Source organism: Amycolatopsis sp. 3B14 (assembly GCF_050958625.1).
In the GTDB taxonomy this organism is placed as follows: Bacteria; Actinomycetota; Actinomycetes; order Mycobacteriales; family Pseudonocardiaceae; genus Amycolatopsis_E; species Amycolatopsis_E thermoflava.
On record NZ_JBHZEN010000028.1, the window covers coordinates 1 to 13,812 of the forward strand.

The 13,812-nt window shown below is 71.5% G+C and carries 14 protein-coding genes; 10 read left to right on the forward strand and 4 right to left on the reverse strand.

Going from position 1 to position 13,812, the window contains the following annotated elements:
• From mfd to ACCP09_RS17345, 4 genes are all read left to right on the forward strand, one after another.
• Positions 1 to 2,204: transcription-repair coupling factor (mfd, locus tag ACCP09_RS17330; RefSeq protein ID WP_433747863.1), on the forward strand; the 2,204-nt coding region annotated here is incomplete at its 5' end.
• Between the two features lie 8 nt (positions 2,205 to 2,212).
• On the forward strand, positions 2,213 to 2,497 hold the full coding sequence (locus ACCP09_RS17335; RefSeq protein ID WP_027934030.1) for a GNAT family N-acetyltransferase: 285 nt from the start codon (positions 2,213 to 2,215) through the stop codon (positions 2,495 to 2,497).
• Positions 2,498 to 2,548: 51 nt separating this feature from the next.
• Positions 2,549 to 3,529 (forward strand): hypothetical protein, encoded by a 981-nt coding sequence (locus ACCP09_RS17340; RefSeq protein ID WP_228685072.1) that lies wholly within the window; start codon positions 2,549 to 2,551, stop codon positions 3,527 to 3,529.
• On the forward strand, positions 3,526 to 4,482 hold the full coding sequence (locus ACCP09_RS17345) for a MazG family protein (RefSeq protein ID WP_027934032.1): 957 nt from the start codon (positions 3,526 to 3,528) through the stop codon (positions 4,480 to 4,482). The genes ACCP09_RS17340 and ACCP09_RS17345 overlap by 4 nt, the downstream gene beginning before the upstream one ends.
• Here the strand turns inward: ACCP09_RS17345 and efeB are convergent.
• Genes efeB through efeU form a run of 3 tightly spaced genes read right to left on the reverse strand, consistent with a single transcriptional unit; the run spans position 4,455 to position 7,665 of the window.
• Entirely contained in the window at positions 4,455 to 5,702 is a 1,248-nt protein-coding gene (gene efeB, locus ACCP09_RS17350; protein WP_433747868.1) for an iron uptake transporter deferrochelatase/peroxidase subunit, read from the reverse strand. The two genes, ACCP09_RS17345 and efeB, sit on opposite strands and share 28 nt — an antisense overlap.
• On the reverse strand, positions 5,699 to 6,829 hold the full coding sequence (gene efeO, locus ACCP09_RS17355) for an iron uptake system protein EfeO (protein WP_027934034.1): 1,131 nt from the start codon (positions 6,827 to 6,829) through the stop codon (positions 5,699 to 5,701). The genes efeB and efeO overlap by 4 nt, the downstream gene beginning before the upstream one ends.
• Positions 6,826 to 7,665, reverse strand: coding sequence for an iron uptake transporter permease EfeU (gene efeU, locus ACCP09_RS17360; protein ID WP_027934035.1), 840 nt, complete (start codon positions 7,663 to 7,665; stop codon positions 6,826 to 6,828). The genes efeO and efeU overlap by 4 nt, the downstream gene beginning before the upstream one ends.
• A gap of 200 nt (positions 7,666 to 7,865) precedes the next feature.
• On the opposite strand from efeU, the gene ACCP09_RS17365 reads away from it, so the two are divergent.
• Complete coding sequence (locus tag ACCP09_RS17365; protein ID WP_027934036.1) at positions 7,866 to 8,534, forward strand: hypothetical protein; 669 nt, start codon at positions 7,866 to 7,868, stop codon at positions 8,532 to 8,534.
• 110 nt (positions 8,535 to 8,644) lie between these two features.
• Here the strand turns inward: ACCP09_RS17365 and ACCP09_RS17370 are convergent, their stop codons facing one another.
• Positions 8,645 to 9,049 carry a tetratricopeptide repeat protein gene (locus tag ACCP09_RS17370; protein ID WP_017984871.1) on the reverse strand — a complete coding sequence of 135 codons (405 nt, stop codon included), beginning with the start codon at positions 9,047 to 9,049 and terminating at the stop codon, positions 8,645 to 8,647.
• An 84-nt stretch (positions 9,050 to 9,133) separates the two neighbouring features.
• Here ACCP09_RS17370 and ACCP09_RS17375 point away from each other — a divergent pair, with 84 nt between their 5' ends.
• The 5 genes from ACCP09_RS17375 to ACCP09_RS17395 all read left to right on the forward strand — a co-directional run bounded on the left by ACCP09_RS17375 (position 9,134) and on the right by ACCP09_RS17395 (position 13,805).
• Positions 9,134 to 9,586, forward strand: coding sequence for a VOC family protein (locus ACCP09_RS17375; protein ID WP_017984870.1), 453 nt, complete (start codon positions 9,134 to 9,136; stop codon positions 9,584 to 9,586).
• Positions 9,587 to 9,664: 78 nt separating this feature from the next.
• Positions 9,665 to 10,951, forward strand: a complete 1,287-nt coding sequence (eno, locus tag ACCP09_RS17380; protein WP_017984869.1) for a phosphopyruvate hydratase — start codon at positions 9,665 to 9,667, stop codon at positions 10,949 to 10,951.
• 33 nt (positions 10,952 to 10,984) lie between these two features.
• The gene (locus ACCP09_RS17385) at positions 10,985 to 11,503 is read left to right on the forward strand and encodes an FtsB family cell division protein (RefSeq protein ID WP_084022732.1); all 519 of its coding nucleotides are present in this window, start codon (positions 10,985 to 10,987) and stop codon (positions 11,501 to 11,503) included.
• A 282-nt stretch (positions 11,504 to 11,785) separates the two neighbouring features.
• Positions 11,786 to 12,292 carry a DUF501 domain-containing protein gene (locus ACCP09_RS17390; protein ID WP_017984867.1) on the forward strand — a complete coding sequence of 169 codons (507 nt, stop codon included), beginning with the start codon at positions 11,786 to 11,788 and terminating at the stop codon, positions 12,290 to 12,292.
• Positions 12,293 to 12,605: 313 nt separating this feature from the next.
• Positions 12,606 to 13,805 (forward strand): lytic transglycosylase domain-containing protein, encoded by a 1,200-nt coding sequence (locus ACCP09_RS17395; protein ID WP_433747877.1) that lies wholly within the window; start codon positions 12,606 to 12,608, stop codon positions 13,803 to 13,805.
• The last annotated feature ends 7 nt before the right edge of the window (positions 13,806 to 13,812 follow it).

Genomic DNA, 13,812 nt, shown 5'->3' on the forward strand with positions numbered 1-13,812 from the left:
TCGTCGCTCCCGAGCTGCGGCTGGTCGTGCTCACCGAGGCCGACCTGACCGGCCGCGGCGCCACCGCCGGCTCGGCGACGCGCGACCTGGGCACGAAGATGCCCTCCCGCCGCCGCAACGCGGTCGACCCGCTGGCGCTCAAGCCCGGCGACTACGTGGTGCACGACCAGCACGGCATCGGCCGGTTCGTGGAGATGGTGCAGCGCACCGTCGGCGGCGCCACCCGCGAGTACCTGGTGCTGGAGTACGCCTCGTCCAAGCGCGGCCACCCGGGCGACCGGCTGTACGTGCCGAGCGACCAGCTCGACGAGGTGTCCCGCTACGTCGGCGGCGAGCTGCCCACGCTGAACAAGCTGGGCGGCTCGGACTGGAAGAACACCAAGGCCAAGGCGCGCAAGGCGGTCAAGGAGATCGCCGCCGAGCTGGTGCAGCTCTACGCCGCCCGCCAGGCCTCGCCCGGCCACCCGTTCGGGCCGGACACGCCGTGGCAGCGCGAGCTGGAGGACGCGTTCCCGTTCACCGAGACCAACGACCAGCTCGCCGCGATCGACGAGGTCAAGGCGGACATGGAGCGCGGCGTGCCGATGGACCGCGTCATCTGCGGTGACGTCGGCTACGGCAAGACCGAGATCGCGGTGCGCGCGGCGTTCAAGGCGGTGCAGGACGGCAAGCAGGTCGCGGTGCTGGTGCCGACCACCCTGCTCGCGCAGCAGCACCTGAACACGTTCGCCGGCCGGATGGCGTCGTTCCCGGTGACCATCAAGGGCTTGTCCCGGTTCACCGACAAGATCGAGGCGGAGGCGACGCTGGCCGGGCTCGCCGACGGCACCGTCGACATCGTGATCGGCACGCACCGCCTGCTGCAGACCGGCATCCGCTACAAGGACCTGGGCCTGGTCATCGTCGACGAGGAGCAGCGGTTCGGCGTCGAGCACAAGGAGCACATCAAGGCGCTGCGCACGCACGTCGACGTGCTGACCATGTCGGCCACGCCGATCCCGCGCACGCTGGAGATGTCGCTGGCCGGCATCCGTGAGATGTCCACGATCCTGACCCCGCCGGAGGACCGGCACCCGATCCTGACCTACGTCGGCGCGTACGACGACAAGCAGGTGGCCGCCGCTATCCGGCGTGAGCTGCTGCGCGACGGCCAGGTGTTCTACGTGCACAACCGGGTGTCCTCGATCGAGAAGGCGGCGCGCCGGATCCGCGAGCTGGTGCCCGAGGCGCGGGTGGTCACCGCGCACGGCCAGATGAACGAGGAGAAGCTCGAAAAGATCATCCAGGGCTTCTGGGAGCGCGAGTACGACGTGCTGGTCTGCACGACGATCGTGGAGACCGGCCTGGACATCTCGAACGCGAACACGCTCATCGTCGAGCGCGGCGACCTGCTCGGGCTGGCGCAGCTGCACCAGCTGCGCGGCCGCGTCGGGCGCGGGCGGGAGCGCGGCTACGCGTACTTCCTGTACCCGCCGGAGAGCCCGCTGACCGAGACCGCGCACGACCGGCTCGCGACGATCGCGCAGAACACCGAGCTGGGCGCGGGCATGGCGGTCGCGATGAAGGACCTGGAGATCCGCGGCGCCGGGAACATCCTCGGCGCCGAGCAGTCCGGGCACATCGCGGGCGTCGGGTTCGACCTGTACGTGCGGCTGGTCGGCGAGGCGGTCGACGTGTTCCGCCGCAGCGCCGGCGAGGCGCCCGCCGAGGAGGAGGAGCTGCGCGAGGTCCGCGTCGACCTGCCGGTGGACGCGCACATCCCGCACGACTACGTCCCCGGCGAGCGGCTGCGCCTGGAGGCCTACCGCAAGATCGCGGCCGCGGTGGACGACGACGAGCTGCGCGCGGTCGAGGAGGAGCTGATCGACCGCTACGGCCAGCCGCCCGCTCCGGTGCAGCGGCTGCTCGCGGTGGCGCGGTTCCGGCACGTCTGCCGCTCGGCGGGCGTCACCGAGGTTTCCGCACAGGGCAACAACATCCGCTTCGCGCCGCTGGAGCTGATGGACTCGCAGATGGTGCGGCTGAAGCGGCTGTACCCGAAGGCGAACTACAAGGCCGCGATGCGGATGGTGACGGTGCCGAAGCCGACCGAAGGCCCGGCGGGCGGCCGCATGGGCGCGCCCGCGCTGCGTGACGACGCATTGCTGGACTGGTGCACCAAGCTATTGATCAACTTGACCAAGAAACCCGCCCCCGTCGGTTAGGAGACGCCGTGGTCACGCGGAACGAAGAGAAGAGCCGCTACGAGATCTTCGTCGAGGACAAGCTGGGCGGGTTCGCCGAGTACCGCGAGCGCGGCGACAACGTGATCTTCACGCACACCGAGATCGACGACGCGTTCTCCGGACAGGGCCTCGGCTCGAAGCTCGCCAAGGCGGCCGTCGAGGACGTGGTGGAGCGCGGCAAGACGATCGTGCCGCTGTGCCCGTTCATCGCGGCGTACCTGCGCAAGCACCCCGAGCACGACGCGCACGTGCGGTGGCCGCAGGGGCAGTGAGGTTCGCCCGTTCGGGTCCGGTATGAGAGGGTACGCGGTGTGATGCGGATCATGGGTCGCTCCCGGTCGCTGCTCGCCGCGCTCGCCGCCTGCCTGCTGCTCGCCGGCTGCGGGTCCGGGCCGAGCCAGGTGGGCTCCGCAGTGATCTTCAGCGACCGCGAGGTCACCGTGGACCAGGTGCAGGACCTGCTGGACAAGGCTGTGCGCGAGCAGCCGGTCGCGCAGCAGCTGTCCCAGCAGCACAAGCTGGACCTGCTCGGCCGCGAGATCGTGCGCCAGCTGGTGGTCCACGACGTCCTCATGCGCGCCGCCCAGCGGGAGGGGCTGGCCGTCGACCCCCGGTTGCTCGACCAGTTCCTCGCCGCCGACCCGCTCGCCGACCCGGTCGACACCGCGGGCGCGGATCCTTCGCAGCTGGCGCAGCAGATCGCCAACCGGGTGCGCGACCACCGCGAGGTGATCACCGACAGCCTGCTGCTGCAGGCGCTGGGGCAGAAGTATCTCGACCGCATGTCGGTCACGTTCGACTACACGTCGGTGTCCTCCGACATCGGTGGTGACCAGCCGCTGGACCGGCGGGAGCGCGCGATCGCCAAGGCCGAGGAGATGGCGCAGAGCCCGACGGCCGCCGCCGAGGTCATCCGGGCCGATGCGGCCGCGGGGGAGCGCACGAGCACCGGCGAGGTGGTGCCGGCCGCGCAAGCCCCGGACCTCGCCACGCTGGTCCTGTTCGGGGTGCAGCCCGGCACGGTGGTCGCGTTCCAGCCGAGCCAGGAGCAGGCGGTGTGGATCGTCGCGATCGTGCGGGAGCGGAACCTGAACGCGCCGTCGTCGGGCGAGCAGGTCACGCAGCCGTCGGCGGGGCAGCTCGCGGCCATCGGCCAGCGGCTGCTGCAGCCGTACGTCGAGGAGGCCGGCGTTCGCATCAACCCGCGCTACGGCGTGTGGGATCCTGTGGCCATGAACCTCGCTCCGAGCAGCGCCGAAACCACCGGCGCCGTCGTGCCGGTGAAGGGTGCCGCACAGCCGTGACGGTCGTGCTCCTGCCCTACCCGGACGCCGGGATCCCGCCGGCCGCCGTGCCGTTCCTGCGCAGCGCGCACACCGTGTACGCGTCCGGGATCGACAGTGAGCTGGCCGACCTGCTGGGCGCGAAGCCGGCGCCGGACGACCTGGCCGCCGAGCCGGGCCCGGTGGTGCTGTTCGCCGCGGACGCCGAAGACCCCGCGGTGGCGGCCCTGGTGCGGGCCGGTTCGCGGGTGATCGCCCAGCCCTCCGGCGCGGGTCTGGTCGAGGCCGCGAAGGTGATGGACCGGCTCCGCTCCCCGGGCGGTTGCCCGTGGGACGCCGAGCAGACCCACGACTCGCTGCGGCAGTACCTGGTCGAGGAGACCTACGAGCTGCTGGACGCGATCGAGGAGGGCGACCGCGCCGCGCTGCGCGAGGAGCTGGGCGACGTGCTGCTCCAGGTGCTCTTCCACGCGCGGGTGGCCGCCGAGGACGCCGAGGACCCGTTCGACGTGGACGCGGTGGCGTCCGCGCTGGTCGCCAAGCTGGTCGGGCGGCACCCGCACGTGTTCACCGACGCCGAGCGCGTGCACACCGCGGCGCACCAGCAGGTGCGCTGGGAGGAGCTGAAGCAGGCCGAGAAGCGCCGCGAGTCCAGCGTGGACGGTGTGGCACTCGGGCAGCCCGCGGTGGCGCTGGCGGGGAAGCTCGGGCAGCGCACCGGCCGCGCCGGCCTGCCCGCGGAGCTGTTCCCCGGTGGCGATTCGCCCGCCGAGCAGCTGTTCCGGCTGGCCGCCTCCGCGCGGCGGTCCGGGGTCGACCCGGAGGGCGAGCTGCGCGCCGTGGCGAAGCGGTTCGCGGCGGACGTGCGGGCGGCGGAGAAGGCGGCCAGGGCGGCCGGACTGGACCCGGCGGCGATGGACGCCGACGCCTGGCGCGCCCACTGGCCTCAGGCGAACAGCGACTCACCCCAGTAGCCGGTCTCGGTCACGCCGGGCGGAACCGCGAACAGCGCCGAGCCGGTGTGTTCGACGTACTCCATCATCGAGTCCTTCGCCGACAACGCCTTCTGCATCGGCACGAACTGGGTGCGCGGGTCGCGGTTGAAGCAGATGAAGAACAGGCCCGCTTCGAGGTGCCCGACGCCGTCCGAGCCGTCGACGAAGTTGTAGCCGCGGCGCAGGATCCGGGCCCCGTTCAGGTTCTCCGCCGACGCCAGCCGGATGTGGGCGTCCGTGGCGATCAGCGGTTCGCCGTCCGCGCCACCGACGTGCAGGTCGACCGGGTCGAACTCGGCGGCCTGCCCGAGCGGCGCCCCGGTGCCCTTCGCGCGGCCGACGATGCGCTCCTGCTCGTCCAGCGACGTCCGGTCCCACGTCTCGATGTGCATGCGGATCCGTCGTGCGACCAGGTAGCTGCCGCCCGCCATCCACTCCGGGCCGTCGCCCGGCGCCACCCACACGTGCTGCGCCAGCGCGGCCGGGTCCTCGGCCTTGAGGTTGTTCGTCCCGTCCTTGAAGCCGAACAAGTTCCGCGGTGTCACCTGCGACGTCGACGTCGAGGCGCTGCGCCCGAACCCGAGCTGCGACCAGCGCACCTCGGTGGTGCCGAACCCGATCCGCACCAGGTTGCGCACCGCGTGCACCGCGACCTGCGGGTCGTTCGCGCACGCCTGGATGCAGAGATCACCGCCGCTGCGGGCCGGGTCCAGGTTGTCCTTCGGGAACGCGGGCAGGTCGGCCAGCGCGGCCGGCCGCTTGCCTGCGAGCCCGAAGCGGTCGTCGAACAGCGACGGGCCGAACCCGATCGTCAACGTCAGCGACGCCGCGGGCAGGTCGAGCGCCTCGCCGGTGTCGCCCGGCGGCGCGGCGCCCGCGCCGCCCACCGCGCCACCCTGGACCACTTCCTGCCCGGCGGTCATCCGGCGGGCGGCGTCGGTCCACTTGCGCAGCAACGAAACCAGCTTCGCCCGGTCCTTCGTCGTCACGTCGAGCGCGGCGAAGTGCAGGTGTTCCTGCGCGGGTGTGACGATCCCGGCCTGGTGCTCGCCGTGGAAGGGCACGATCTCCGGCGTGGCCTGCGCTTGCGGAGCGGACAGCGCGTGGTCGATCCCGGCGCCGGCCGCCGCGCCGGCTCCGGCGAGAGCGACGCCGGCACCCGCGATCCCCAGCAGCCGGCGGCGGGACACCTGCGTCATTGCGCGACGACCTCCGCGGTCCTGCTCAGCGGTTCGCTCAGCGCGTCCACGGCCGAGGCGAACTCGCGGATCTGGTCCTGGGACAGCTCGGTGTAGTACTTGAACCCGTCGCCGGCGCGCTGCGCGTCGAGCAGGGTCTGCACGTTCTTGAACTGCGCGTCCACTTCGGACACCAACTGCGGGTCGCGTTCGGCCAGCACCGGTCGCAGCGCCTGGATCGCGGCCTCGGAGCCGTCCAGGTTGGCCTGGAAGTCCCACAGGTCGGTGTGCGAGAAGATCTCCTCCTCGCCGGTGATCTTGCCGGTCGCGACCTCGTCGAGCAGTTCCTTGGCGCCGTTGGCCAGGTCGAGCGGCGTGAGCTGGATGGCCTTCGCCTGCGTCACCAGGGTGGTGACGTCGGCGACGAGCTTGTCGGCGACCTGCGCGCTGTCGGCCTGCAGCCCGGTGACCCACAGGTCCTTCTCCAGCCGGTGGAAGCCGGTGAACTGCTGGCCCTCTTCGAGGTCGGCCTCGCGGACGTCGATGGCCGGGTCGAGGTCGCCGAACTTCTCCGCGACCGGCTCGATGCGCTCGTAGTAGACGCGGGTCGGCGCGTAGCGGGCCTTGGCGTCGTCGACGTTGCCGGACTTGACGGCGTCGGCGAACTTCTGCGTCTCGGTCAGCAGCGCGTCGCTCTGGCTGGCCACGTAGGTGGCGTAGCTCTTGGTGGCGTCGCCCAGCTTGGTGTTGGCGTCGGCCTGGCGCGTGGCGCCACCGGTGACGGTGAACGCGCCGCGGATGCCGTCCCCGGTCATGCCCGGCTTGCACGCCGTCTGGTAGGTGCCGGCTTCGGGCACCTCGACGGTCAGCTTCCGGGTCAGCCCTGGGGCGATGTTCTCGACCTCACCCATGATCCGGTCGCCCTCGGCGTAGAGGTAGAACTCGGTGACCTTGGTGCCCTTGTTGGTCACTTCGAACGTCACGTTGCCCGCGTTCGCGGTCGTCGCCGACACGGTGCACGCGGTGTCGGTGGCGTCGACCGTGATCGGGCCGCCGGCAGCGGCGTTCTGGTCACCGCCGGAGCAGGCGGACAGCACGAGCAGCGCGCCGAGTCCCGCGGCGGCGAGTGGGGTCTTGCGCAAGGTCACTCCTTGGAACCGGCCACCACGGGGGTGGTCCTGTCTGCGGGCCGCCGCAGGAACAGCGGCAGCACGATCACGACGTAGGCGATCCAGGCGATGGCCTGGAGCACGGTCGTCTGCTGCGAGTAGTTGAAGACGCCCTTGAGCAGCGCGCCGTACCACGAGGTCTCCGGGATGGCGGTGGACGCGTCGAAGGCGAGGGTGTGCAGGCCGGGCAGGAAACCGGCTTCCTGCAGGTCGTGCAGGCCGTAGCCGAGGACACCGGCCGCGACGAACACCAGCAGCACGCCGGTGATCGTGAAGAACTTGCCGAGGTCGAAGCGGATGGCGCCGCGGTAGAGGCCGTAGGCGATCGCGACGGCGATGGCGATGCCGACGGCGAACCCGATCAACGGCTGCGTGGTGCCGCCCTGCGCGGTCTGCACGGCGGCGTAGAAGAAGACCGCGGTCTCCAGGCCTTCCCGCCCGACGGCGAGGAAGGACAGCAGCAGGACCGCGAGCGGCCCGACCGCGAGCGCCTCGTCCATCTTGCCGCGCAGTTCGGCCGCGATGCTCTTCGACGCCTTGCGCATCCAGAAGATCATCGCGGTGACGAACCCGACGGCCACGATCGACAGGCTCCCGCCCAGCAGTTCCTGTTGCTCGAACGACAACTGGGCGGTGGTGAAGGTCAGGATCGCGCCGACGCCGATCGAGAGGATCACGGCCGCGGCGATGCCCGGCCAGACCCAGCGCAGCGCCGATCGCCTGCCGGTCTTCACCAGGAAGGCGACGAGGATGCTCACGACGAGGGCGGCCTCCAGGCCTTCCCGGAGGCCGATGAGCAGGCTCGAGAACAACACGGCGGCCTCCCTGGACGCATCGGACGGCTTAGGTTTAGGTAAGGCTCACCTGAAAGTCCACCCCGATCTTGTTCGCCTGAACGGCGTAACCTCGCAAATCCGGCACTACGTATCGTGTTTGCGCAGCTAGCCGGCATGGGAACGGGTCGATAACGAAGTTGTGTGATTCCTCTGGCAGTGGGACTGGATAACCTGTCCGGGTGGCAGAACCCACTCAGCCGGGGGACGCCCGGATCCGGCGGTTTTCCCTGCGCGTCCTCACCGGGGCGGCGGTGGCCGGGACCGGGCTGGTGCTCATCCTGACCATCGGCGTGACGCGCCCCGGCGAGACGCCGCCGCAGACCCAGCCCGCCGCCGCTGCCCGGACCTCGGGGCCTCCGCCCGGCGCGACCGCCCCGCCACCCGGCCGGCTCGCACCGGAGGACCGCCCGCGCGAGTCGGACCTGCGGGCCCTGGACACGTGGTCGAACGAGATCGCCGCGGCGACGAAGCTGCCGGCGCGCCTGCTGGCCGGTTACGGCCGGGCGGAGATGTGGATGCGCGCGGAGTGGTCCGGATGCCACCTGTCGTGGGCGACGCTCGCCGCGATCGGCCAGGCGGAGGCGGTCGGCACCGGTCCGCTCCCGGTCCCGGAGGACAGCTGGAAGCAGTGGTCGGCCAGGGCGACGGGCGACGGAAAGCAGCCGGACCCGAAGGACATCGACGACGCGGCGCTGACGGTGGCGAGATCTCTGTGCTCGACGGGCGCCGACCTGGCCACCCCGCAAGGCTGGTGGGCCGCGATCACCGGCAGCCCCACCCTGGCCCCCGAGGCGCAGCTGATCTTCGACACCGCCACCACACTCGCCCAAGCAGCGCCACGCGCCTGATCTTCGAACCGACGCCGAGCCGGGTGGTCATCCCGGAGCCTGCCCGTCCGGCGAGGACATCCCTTGATCTGTGAAGCCGCGCGAACCCCGGCGAAGAGATCAGCCGGCGATCAGCCCTCCTGCAACCGCACCCGCGCATTCACCTCGGACAGCGCGTCCTGGTACTCCGGCACCGGGTTCATCGCCCAGGCCATGCGCAGCTGTCCCAGAGCTTCGACCAGCCGTCCCAACCTCTGGAGCGTGCGTCCCAGCACGAAGCGGGCGTAGTGGTCGGACGGATCGAGTTCGAGGACCCGCGTCAGCGCCTGCTCGGCGCGGTTGAGCTGGGCGGAGTGGAAGTAGGCGCGCCCGGCGAGAAGCTGGACGCTCGGCTTGTCCGGTTCGCTTTCCAGCACCGGCTGCAGCGCCTTCAGCGCGTCCAGCGGACGCCGCTTCTCGACGAGATCCTCCGCCTCGCGAAAAGCGTGCAGCGGGTGCCGGCCTGCTGTTCCCCGCGGGGGCTCTGAGTCTTCCATCTTCTGATCGACGTTACCCCCGGAAAGCGCGTTTCGGCAGGGGCGATCAGGGTGGCTCGGGGCGGCATGATGCACTAACCGGTCATGAGCGAAGAACCGCGGTATCTCGGACTCTCGCCCTACCTGTACTACACCGATGCCACGGAGGCGCTCGACTGGCTGGTGCGCGTCTTCGGCTTCACCGAGAAGGTCCGCTACGTGGACGCGTCCGGCCAGGTCTTCCAGGCCGTGGTCGCCGCCGGTGACGCCGAGATCGTGCTCGCCGGGGTCGGCGCCGACTACTGGGAGGCGAAGGGCGTCGACCGCCCGGTCGGGCAGCTCAACGTCGTGTACGTGCCCGACGCCGACGCGCAGCACGAGTACGTCTGCGCGGCGCTCGGAGAGGGCTGCGACGTGCCGCCGCCGCAGGACCAGCCGTACGGGGCGCGGGTGTTCACGGTGCTGGACTGCGGGGGCAACAGCTGGACGTTCTGGCAGCAGATCTCGGACACCGCCGATCTGCCGTCCGGGTGGCAGGAGGTCAGGGCCGACGAGTGACGCGTGCCTCCACCGGGTGAACTGCGATGGCGGCTACGCTGGTCGCGTCTTCGCTGGACAAACCGATGAGGAGCAGTTGTGGCGGTCATTGAGCAGGTAGGCGCGCGCGAGATCCTGGATTCGCGTGGCAACCCGACCGTTGAGGTGGAGGTGGCTCTCGACGACGGCACGCTGGCGCGGGCCGCTGTCCCGTCGGGCGCGTCCACCGGCGAACACGAGGCCGTCGAGCTGCGCGACGGTGACCCCAAGCGCTACAACGGCAAGGGTGTCGAGCGCGCGGTCGCCGCGGTGCTCGACGAGATCGGCCCCGAGCTGGCCGGTGTGGACGCCGTCGACCAGCGGATCGTGGACCAGAAGCTGGTCGACCTGGACGGCACCCCGGACAAGTCGCGGCTGGGCGCGAACGCGCTGCTGGGTGTGTCGCTCGCCGTCGCGAAGGCCGCCGCCGAGTCGGCCGAGCTGGAGCTGTTCCGGTACCTGGGCGGCCCGAACGCGCACGTGCTGCCGGTGCCGATGATGAACATCCTCAACGGTGGCGCGCACGCCGACACCGACGTGGACATCCAGGAGTTCATGATCGCCCCGATCGGCGCGGAGTCCTTCCGCGAGGCGCTGCGCTGGGGCACCGAGGTGTACCACTCGCTCAAGTCGGTGCTGAAGGGCCGCGGCCTGGCCACCGGTCTGGGTGACGAGGGCGGGTTCGCCCCGAGCCTGTCCAGCAACCGCGAGGCGCTGGACCTGATCACCACGGCCATCGAGAAGGCCGGGTACGCCCCGGGCCGGGACATCGCGCTGGCGCTGGACGTCGCCGCCACCGAGTTCTTCTCCGCGGGCTCCTACACGTTCGAGGGCAGCAAGCGCACCGCCGAGCAGATGGGCGCCTACTACCGCGAGCTGGTGGACGCCTACCCGCTCGTGTCGATCGAGGACCCGCTGTCCGAGGACGACTGGGACGGCTGGGTCGCGCTGACCCAGCAGATCGGCGACCGCGTCCAGCTCGTCGGCGACGACCTGTTCGTCACCAACCCGGACCGCCTCGAGGACGGCATCAACCGCGGCGCCGCGAACGCGCTGCTGGTGAAGGTGAACCAGATCGGCACGCTGTCGGAGACGCTCGACGCGATCGCGCTGGCCACGTCCAGCGGCTACAAGTCGATGATGAGCCACCGCTCCGGCGAGACCGAGGACACCACGATCGCCGACCTCGCGGTCGCGACCGGGGTCGGCCAGATCAAGACCGGCGCGCCGGCGCGCAGCGAGCGCGTGGCGAAGTACAACCAGCTGCTGCGCATCGAGGAGACCCTCGGCGACGCCGCCCGGTACGCCGGTGAGCTGGCGTTCCCGCGGTTCTCGGCGGAGAGCTGACCGGCGTAGATGACGCAACGCGGATCCCAGCGCGTGAGGCGCCCCCGGCGCACGGAGGGCTCGTCGGCCCGCCGTACGGAGGGGGCGCCCGCGCGCCGTCCGCAGCTGGCCCGGCGGGTGGCCGCCGGGAAGGCGCGCCTGCGCCGGAGCCAGGGCAAGCCCGGCGCCGGCGCCGCGCGGGTGCTGGGGATGTCCACGACGCGGCGGGCCGCGGTGCTCGCGATCGTGGTGTGCGCGCTGGCGTTCACGGTCGCGGTGCCGTTGCGCACGTACCTCGCGCAGCGCGCCGAGGTGGCCGAACAGGAGCAGCGGCAGGCGCAGCTGCAGCACGACGTGCAACTCCTGGAGCAGCGCAAGGCCGCGGTGTCGGACCCGGCGCAGGTCGAGGCGGAGGCCCGGCGGCGGCTGCGGTACGTCATGCCCGGGGAAACGCCCTACATCGTGCAGCTGCCTGGTGAGGGGGCTGTTGCGCCTGCGGGGGACGCTGCGGATCCGGTGGCCTCCGGGGATGCCGCCTGGTATCAGCAGTTGTGGAGCACCGTCGGCGGTTGACCGCGCGGTGGCTGCGACATGTCGTGCGCGGGGAGGCGCTCTGCATCGTGCAGTTCCCTGGCGAGGGGCTGTTGCGCCCGCGGGGCAGGCCGCTGGGTCCGGGATGGCGCCCGGTATCAGCAGCTGTGAAGCACCGTCGGCGCTTGATCGCGCGGTTGGTGAAGGGTCCGTCGCGCCCGCGGGGCAGACGCCGGGTCGGTGGCCTCGGGCGACGCGGCGTGGTATCAGCAGTTGTGGAGCACCGTCGGCGGTTGACCGCGCGGTGGCTGCGACAATGGGTTCGTGAGCAAGACGGACCTGCCCTCGTTCGAACCGGTCACCGAGGCTGACCGGATCATCATCTCCGAGCAGCTCGGCCGGCCCGCGCGTGCGCTGCGGGCGGTGGCCGCGCGCTGCCCGAGCGGGCACCCGTCCGTCGTGCAGACCAACCCGCGGCTGGAGAACGGCACCCCGTTCCCGACGTTGTACTACCTGACCTGCCCGAGGCTGACGTCGCTGGTCGGCAGGCTGGAGGCGTCCGGGATCATGAAGGAGATGACCGAGCGGCTCGCGGAGGACGCCGAGCTCGCGGCGGCGTACCAGCGGGCCCACGAGTCGTACCTGGCCCAGCGGGACGCGCTGGAGCCGCTCGGACACCAGGTCACGGCGGGCGGCATGCCGGGGCGGGTCAAGTGCCTGCACGTGCACCTCGCCCACAGCCTCGCGATGGGCCCGGGGGTGAACCCGTTCGGCGACGAGACGCTGGAGCTGCTCAAGGCGGACTGGCCCAGCGGCGACTGCGCGAAGTAGCTCCGTCGGCGGTGGGTGCTGGGCGCTGAGCGCGCCTCCGTTGCACGGTCCGTTCAACCCTGCCCACCACCATTGGGCCGTTCGGGCGCAAGCGATCCGCCAATTCGCCTCAAGAGCCACGCGCCCGAAAGCCGTGTAACACCACGACATTCCCACTCGCGCACCCACCATTGGCCACTTCGTGCCAACAAAAACCCGCACCCGCCGCACAAAAACCCCTACCAACGTCGGAACTTCCGGCTAACACTTCTGGCCGGTTCCGGCGATCCCCTTATCGGTAACACGGACTTCACATCCCGCGGTTCAGCATCGGATGTGTCGCCGCTCGGGGAGGGATGAGGATGTGCGCCGGACTCGTGTGAGGGCTGCCCGCCGCAAGGCGCGAAGAATCGGCTTGGCCCACAAGACCACGCTCGCCGCCATGGGGGGTGTCCTCGCCGTGATCCCGGCCGGCCTGGCCGGCGGCGGCACCGAGACCTGGACGGCCGCCACCCCGGTCGACCAGAACCGCGCGATCGGCCCGATCCAGGGCGCGCCGCCGGAGATCCTGCGCGTCAGCGTCAACGGCGAGCTGCCGAAACCACCGGAACCGGTCCCCGCGGAGGACCTGCCCACCGGCCCTCTCGGCATCCCGGGCACGGCCCTCAAGGCCTACCGCAACGCGGCCGACGTGATGACGCTCGAACGCCCGGAGTGCCACATCGACTGGGCACTGATCGCGAGCATCGGCCGCATCGAGTCCAACCACGCGCGTGGCGGCTACCTCGACGCGAACGGCACCACGCGCGAGCCGATCCTCGGCCCTCAGCTCAACGGCATCGGCCCGGTGGCCGCGATCCCGGACAGCGACGGCGGCCGCTGGGACCGCGACACGGTGTGGGACCGCGCGGTCGGCCCCACCCAGTTCATCCCGACCACCTGGAACTTCTACGGCGCCGACGGCAACCACGACGGCGTCGCCGACCCGAACAACATCTACGACGCCGCCCTGGCCACCGCGCGCTACCTGTGCTCCGGCGGTCTGGACCTCGCCGACCCGGCGCAGCTGCGCGCCGCCATCTACCGCTACAACAACTCCGACGCCTACGTGGAAACGGTGATCCGCTGGGCCGAGGCCTACCGCAGCGGGGTCGCCCTGCTGCCGGACAGCGACGTGCCGGTCGGCGCGCCGTCCGCGACCGCCGTCCCGACCCCGCCACCGGTCACGCCGCCGCCGGCGATCCTCGCGGCGCCGCCGCCCAGCACCCTGCCGTCGCCGTCCGGGCGCACCGACCTGGTCACCACCACGACCACGGGCAGCACCACGACGACGACCACCACCACGACCACGACGACCACGACCACGACCACCCCGCCCCCGGAAACCACGCCGACCTGCGAATCCCCCACGTCGCCGGCCTCGCCGACGTCCACCACGGCGCCGCCCACGTCGGAGACCCCGTCGCCGTGCGCGCCGCCCGGGACGGGCGCGGAGACCTCGACCACGGGTTCGACGACCGGGCCGACCCCGTAGGGTGGGC

Coding starts and splice junctions, on each gene's coding strand:
- ACCP09_RS17340 (WP_228685072.1), top strand. CDS start 2,549: ATGGGTCGCTCCCGGTCGCTGCTCGCCGCGCTCGCCGCCTGCCTGCTG.
- efeB (WP_433747868.1), bottom strand. CDS start 5,702: ATGACGCAGGTGTCCCGCCGCCGGCTGCTGGGGATCGCGGGTGCCGGC.
- ACCP09_RS17370 (WP_017984871.1), bottom strand. CDS start 9,049: ATGGAAGACTCAGAGCCCCCGCGGGGAACAGCAGGCCGGCACCCGCTG.
- ACCP09_RS17375 (WP_017984870.1), top strand. CDS start 9,134: ATGAGCGAAGAACCGCGGTATCTCGGACTCTCGCCCTACCTGTACTAC.
- ACCP09_RS17395 (WP_433747877.1), top strand. CDS start 12,606: ATGTGTCGCCGCTCGGGGAGGGATGAGGATGTGCGCCGGACTCGTGTG.